We start from the raw sequence: 6,000 nt of genomic DNA, 5'->3' as shown, positions 1-6,000 counted from the left end.
CTTCGACAGGCTCAGCATGACGTTTGCTTCGACAGGCTCAGCATGACGTTTGCTTCGACAGGCTCAGCATGACGTTTGCTTCGACAGGCTCAGCATGACGATCTCAGAGAGCCGTGGGAGAGGCTGGTCACTACTCGTGCACAGGCCGGCATGAACTTCGGGGCACAACACGAGGGTGCCATGGTTGCTCACGGCACCAAGTGGGAGTAGGCTTTAGCCGGTATGCGTTGGCGTGGGATGCCTGGGCCCTTGTATTCTAGCTCGAGTACCATCGCACCTCCCGCCTGGACGTAGCCGATGGTGATCGAGTGCCGGCCCGCGCGAAGTGTGATGCTCCCGGTCGCAGTGCGAGCTGGGTGCAGACCGTCGTTGTTGACCAACAGGCGATCGCCGAACCATAGCACGCCACCGTCGTCCGATGTTAGGTAGAAGGTGTACACGCCGTCTTCGGGCACTGTCAGGTACCCATCGAACGAGAGAAAGAAGTCATGGTCGCGCTTGGCAAAGCTGAGGTCTACGTCCGGTACGATGCCGTGCGCGAGCGGGGTCTCGCTGCTCACTGAGGGAACACTGGTCCACTGCCCTTCATAGTAGGAGACCTGAAGGCCCGGTGCGTCCCGCGCCCCGGCGTCCGGATCCCGAAGCGTCTCCTTGCGGAAGGTCCTAACAGCCGTAGGCGACACCCGTCCTGACGGTGTGTCTGTCACTGCCGCAACGGTCGTGGTTTCCGTAATGACGATCGGCTCGCGGTATCTCGAGGCGTCGGGGAGAACGGAATCACTCTGGAGCGAGTAGCGGATCGTCCCACCGTGAACGCTAGGTTCTATCTCGACTGCGATCGAGTCCGTGAACACCTCGTCGTCCGTGAGGAAACGCGGCGGCTCTAGGTAGTACTTAACTCCCATCCGGTCCAGGCGATGGTAGTGGGCTCCCATTCGAGTGGTGAAGTCTTGCCAGTCCTTCAACTCCTTCGGCGACCAGAACACCTCCGCCAATGCACTCAGGCGAGGGTACACGCGCTCGTCCACTGCCTCTTGGGGAGCGTGCTCTGTCCAAATGTTGCCCTCGCCGCCCAATACATGCTTCGCCTCCTCGGGGGTTAGATCCGGCGGGATAGGTTCGAAGGAGTAAGCCTGTTGGAGGCTGGTCCTGTCATGTCCGTAGTCCAGGTAGCAGTGGGTGGTGGGCGAAACGATCACGTCGTGGCCTGCCTTCGCGGCGGCCACCGCGCCTTCCATGCCTCGCCACGATTGTACGGTGGCGTTGGGTGCGAGGCCGCCTTCCAGGATCTCGTCCCAGCCTATCAACTTACGGTTCAGCCCAGCCAGCATTCGCTCGGCGCGGCGGATGAAGTAGCTTTGCAGCTCGTGCTCGTCCTTCAGCCCCTCATTGCGCATACGCTCCTGGCACTTAGGGCACTTCTGCCACCGAGTTTTCGGCACCTCGTCCCCTCCGATGTGCACGTAGGGAGCAGGGAAGATCTGCACCACCTCTCTCAGCACGTTCTCCAAGAATTCAAACACCTGGTCGTTGCCCGCGCAATAGACATCTGCGAACACACCCCACTGTGTCGGTACCACGAATGGACCGCCCGTGCACGACAGTTCCGGGTAACACGCCAACGCAGCCATCGAGTGGCCGGGCATCTCGATCTCCGGCACTACCATGACATGTCGCTGCGCGGCATACTCGACAATCTCCCGCACCTCGCGCTGGGTGTAGAAGCCCTCGTGTCGGTTCGCACCGTCTCCCCGCCATGCGCCTATTCGAGTGAGCTCGGGATACCGCTCGATCTCGATGCGCCAGCCCTGGTCTTCGGTCAGGTGCCAATGGAATACGTTCAGCTTGTGTAGCGCGAGTAGGTCTATGTATCGCTTGACGTAGTCCTTCGTCATGAAGTGGCGACAGCAGTCGAGGAGGCTGCCACGCCATTGGAAACGCGGCTTGTCCCAGATTCGGCTGCACGGCAGCGTGCGACCGTCGGATGCGAGCAGCATCTGTCGAATGGTCTGCGTGCCCCAAAACAGCCCCGTGGCGGACGGTGCGCGAAGGAGAACGCGGTCGGGCTCAATGATCATCTCGTAGCCCTCGTCGCCGAGAGAGGGATCGGCACCATGCGTGGTGAGCAAAATGTTGCGCGCAGGCGGTTCGGTGTCCGAAGTCGCCCGGAGGGACACCTTCGCGCCTGCGGAGGCTAGGTACTCCTGAAGCCGCTTGGCAACGTTCAGCAGATCACCGTCTCCGGGACTGAAGAACAGCGTTACCCCATCGGCCAGCGGGAAGGTTCCTCCAGAGGACTCCAGGCGCACGGGTTTCGGCACGATCATGAGGGGGTCTACCTCCGGGAGTGCCTCAGCAGAGCATGAGGCGAGGATGGCGACGACGATTGGTAGCATACGGATACGGTTCGTTTCTGAGCCGCTGTTACCTGCTTCCTGTCTCGGTCCGCTGCTGGCTTCGGGGCAAGTGCGAAGGTCGCCTGCGGGCAACCGCAGGCGACCTCAACCTCAGCTCACACTCGGAGTGCAGCCGTCAGGCTACTTCCAGAGTAGAGCGTTCACCATCTCGACGAGCAGGCACCCGACGGGCTCCTCATCGCTGTCAATCAGGTAGTCGCGGAACCACAGCACGTTGTAGTTACCGTCGGTATCCTTGGCGAGGAACCTCGGGAAGTCCACGGCGCAGTGGGCGACGACCGTCTCGAACTGGACGAGTGCTTCGAGGTCATCCTGAATGTCCAGTGCCTCGTACAGGGCATCTCGGCACTCCTCGCTGATCTTCGGCTTTTGGGTTGCCCCGACCGCGACCGTCGAGAAGTACTCGATCAAGCACTTGATTTGCTCACGATCCGAGACCTTGATCTCGAACTCGATGACGGCGTACTGCGGTGGACCAGGCCGACCCTGGTCGTCCAGCACCACGTACACCACCGTGAGCTCGTATCGAGTCTGCGGAGGCGAGAACAGAAGCGCTCGGTTGCCCAGACACGGTCCGTCCGGCGGAAGCTGGAACGCCACGTTGCAGATCGGGTCGTCGATCTTCTGGTTGTTCGCGAACTTCAGACCGGTGTCGAAGTTCGTGTTCAGACCAGAGCCGGGTCCCGTAACGAAGGCGGTGCACTTCCACGACGGCGTGACCTTCTTGATACGCACGGCCTGGATGATCAACCGGTCGTTGATGTCCACACCGTTAGCAATCAAGATGTCCCGGAGCGTGATATCGTCAATGTTGAGTACCTGCGGCCGGAACACACGGACGGGCAGACCCGTGAACGGGTCATCCACATAAGGACCGCAGGTGATGTTCAGGATTCCAGCCTCGGCCGTCTGCACGCTGTGCGTGGCGGTGCCGGTGCTGCCGTTGTAGTTGTCGGTTCCGCTGTAGACAGCGGTCAACGCCTTGACGCCTGCCGAGTCGAACGTGTGCACGTACTCGGCAACGCCTGCGACCACCGGAACCGGGGCGCCGACGTCGGTGCCGTCCACGTTGAACTGCACCGTGCCGCCGTCCGGTGTCGGAGTGACCGTCGCCTTAAGCGTTACTGGCTGTCCGACCAGCGATGGATTCGGTGTCGAGGTCAGAACGGTCGTAGTGTCGGCTTTGTTGACCTGAAGCGTGGTCTCACCAGCGCTGGCCTCGTACCCTGCGGTACCACTGTACTCGGCCCGAATGACACGCGGGCCTGGGGTCGCATAGGTCTGTTGCAGCGTCGCCTTGCCGGCCACCACGCTCACCGGGGCGCCGACGTTGCTGCCATCCACCTTGAACTGCACGGTACCACCGTCAGGCGTCGGGCTGATGGTCGCCGTGAAGGTCACCTGCTGGCCCACCTGCGCCGGGTTCGGTGCCGCAACAACCGTCGTGGTGGTCGGTGTTTTCTGAACCGTGTGGTCGGTCGAGCCGGCGCTAGTATCGAAGTTGGATGTGCCGCTGTACTCGGCACTGACGACTTGCACGCCAACGGCCGGGAATGCGTAGGTCGTCTGCGCCTGGCCGCCAACCACACTGACCGGCCCACCGATGTTGACGCCGTTCACCTTGAACTGCACCGTTCCGCCGTCCGGCGTCGGGCTCACCGTAGCGGTGATCTGCACGTTCTGGCCGACTTGGGACGGGTTCGGTGAGGTAGAGACCACGGTGCCTGTCGCGGTCTTGTTGACCAAGAGGCTGGTAGTCCCGGTGCTCGCGGCGTAGTTCGTCGTTCCGCTGTACTCGGCAGTGATCGTGCGGTTGCCGGCATTGTTGAACTGCTGCGTCAACTGCGCCTGGCCGCCAACCACACTGACCGGGGCACCAATGTTGACGCCGTTGTCCTTGAACTGAACGGTGCCGCCGTCCGGCGTCGGCGTGATGGTTGCCGTGAGCGTCGAGGTGCTCCCGCGATCGATCGGGTTCGGGTTCGCGACCACTGACGTGCTGGTAGGCGTCTTGTTGACCACCAGCGTAGTCTGACCCGTACTCGGGTTGTAATTGGCGGTCCCGCTGTACTCGGCGGTGATGGTTCGATTGCCCGCAGTGTTGAACGTCCCGACCGTCTGCGCCTGTCCGCTCACGACTGCTACGGGCGCCCCGATGTTGACACCGTTTTCCTTGAACTGAACGGTGCCGCCGTCGGGTGTCGGCGTGATGGTTGCGGTCAGCGTGGAGTTGCTTCCGCGATCCACCGGGTTCGGGTTGGCGCTGACCGCGGTACTGGTGTTAGCCTTGTTGACGACCAGCGTGGTACTGCCGGTGCTCGGGTTGAAGTTCGAGGTCCCGCTGAACACGGCTTCGATGTTTCGGCTTCCGGCGGTGGTGTACGTCTTGTTGGTAGATGCCTGGCCGCCTACCACCGGGACGGGTGCCCCGAGGTCGGCTCCGTCTTCCTTGAACTGCACGGTCCCGCCATCAGGTGTCGGTGACACGGTCGCCGTGAAGGTGACATTCTGTCCGACTACGGAGGGGTTAGGCACGGCGACGACGCTAGTCGTCGTGTCCGTCGGCCCGCCGCCTCCTGTGACCTGGATGTAGTTGTCGGTGATGTCTACCGACGCGCCTACATAGTCCAGGATGCGTGTGGAGAGGCCGGTTCCAGTGTCGCGACCGTCGAATCCCCAGTTGAGAATCTCGCCTGGCGTCGCACCCGGCGCTATGGTGAACGTAAAGAGCGTCTTATTGAAGTTATATGAAGCCGTTCGCGTGCCCTGTACCCCGATCAGTGCATAGCAGACTTTGTTCGCGACGAACGGGTAATCGGTGTTGCTCGGGTCTACGGCGTTGTCATACGCCTCGCCGTAGTCCGGCTGCCAGAAGATCCTGACCGGATACCATGACGGCGGCGTGAAGACGGAGTTCACGTCTGTCGCCCATCGGTTGGCATCTGCGTCGCTCATCACCGTCTTGCCATCCAAGATGAGCGTGATTTGCATGACGCCCCACTTCTCGGTCTGCCCGGTCTGATCGTCCGCCATGAAGTAGTACTTGATGGCGATCTGATCTCCGGGGTCGCAGAGCAGGGCTCCGGCATTGGATGTGCCTTTGGTTAGGTTCTCGAACCACAATCGCGCGACATATCCCGCATGACCAGACGACGCGAGAAGCGTCGCTCCGACCGTGGCCAGCGCCACTAAGGTCGTGCGGAGACCGCGCGTGCTAAGCGCAAAATTCACGATGGTCCTCCCTTCTATCGCAACGGCGCGGCCCCATGGTGCCGCATCTAGCACTCGATAGAAACACTAAGATAAATTCCCAAGCGAATGTGACAGGGCTCGGGCAACGCCAACATTATACAATAGATGTGGCCGTCAAACAGTCCGAAATCCAGGAGTTATCGGTTCTCTACCGTATTGTCGCCAGACCCCAGTATCCGTTCGGCGGACTTTCGCACGTTCCTGCTCCCGTCCAGGCGCAAACGGCCACGCAAATCGGGCCTACGATTGCGACTGTGAGCCGGCCACCCAAATCCTGGTTCATTCACAGGCAGACGGCTTGCCCAGGAGGTCCCGTCATGCCCGGTCGCGC

2 protein-coding genes are annotated in these 6,000 nt (G+C 61.5%); both read right to left on the bottom strand.

The genetic code is table 11. The features are described from left to right. Positions 1–188 precede the first annotated feature (188 nt). Positions 189–2,327, bottom strand: coding sequence for a family 20 glycosylhydrolase (locus HRF45_02050; GenBank protein MEP0765312.1), 2,139 nt, complete (start codon positions 2,325–2,327; stop codon positions 189–191). Between the two features lie 210 nt (positions 2,328–2,537). Continuing rightward, positions 2,538–5,648, bottom strand: a complete 3,111-nt coding sequence (locus tag HRF45_02045) for an Ig-like domain repeat protein (GenBank protein MEP0765311.1) — start codon at positions 5,646–5,648, stop codon at positions 2,538–2,540. Positions 5,649–6,000 lie beyond the last annotated feature (352 nt).

It is taken from the genome of Fimbriimonadia bacterium (genome assembly GCA_039961735.1).
Lineage (GTDB): Bacteria > Armatimonadota > Fimbriimonadia > Fimbriimonadales > JABRVX01 > JABRVX01.
This window is presented reverse-complemented; position numbering and strand designations above follow the sequence as displayed.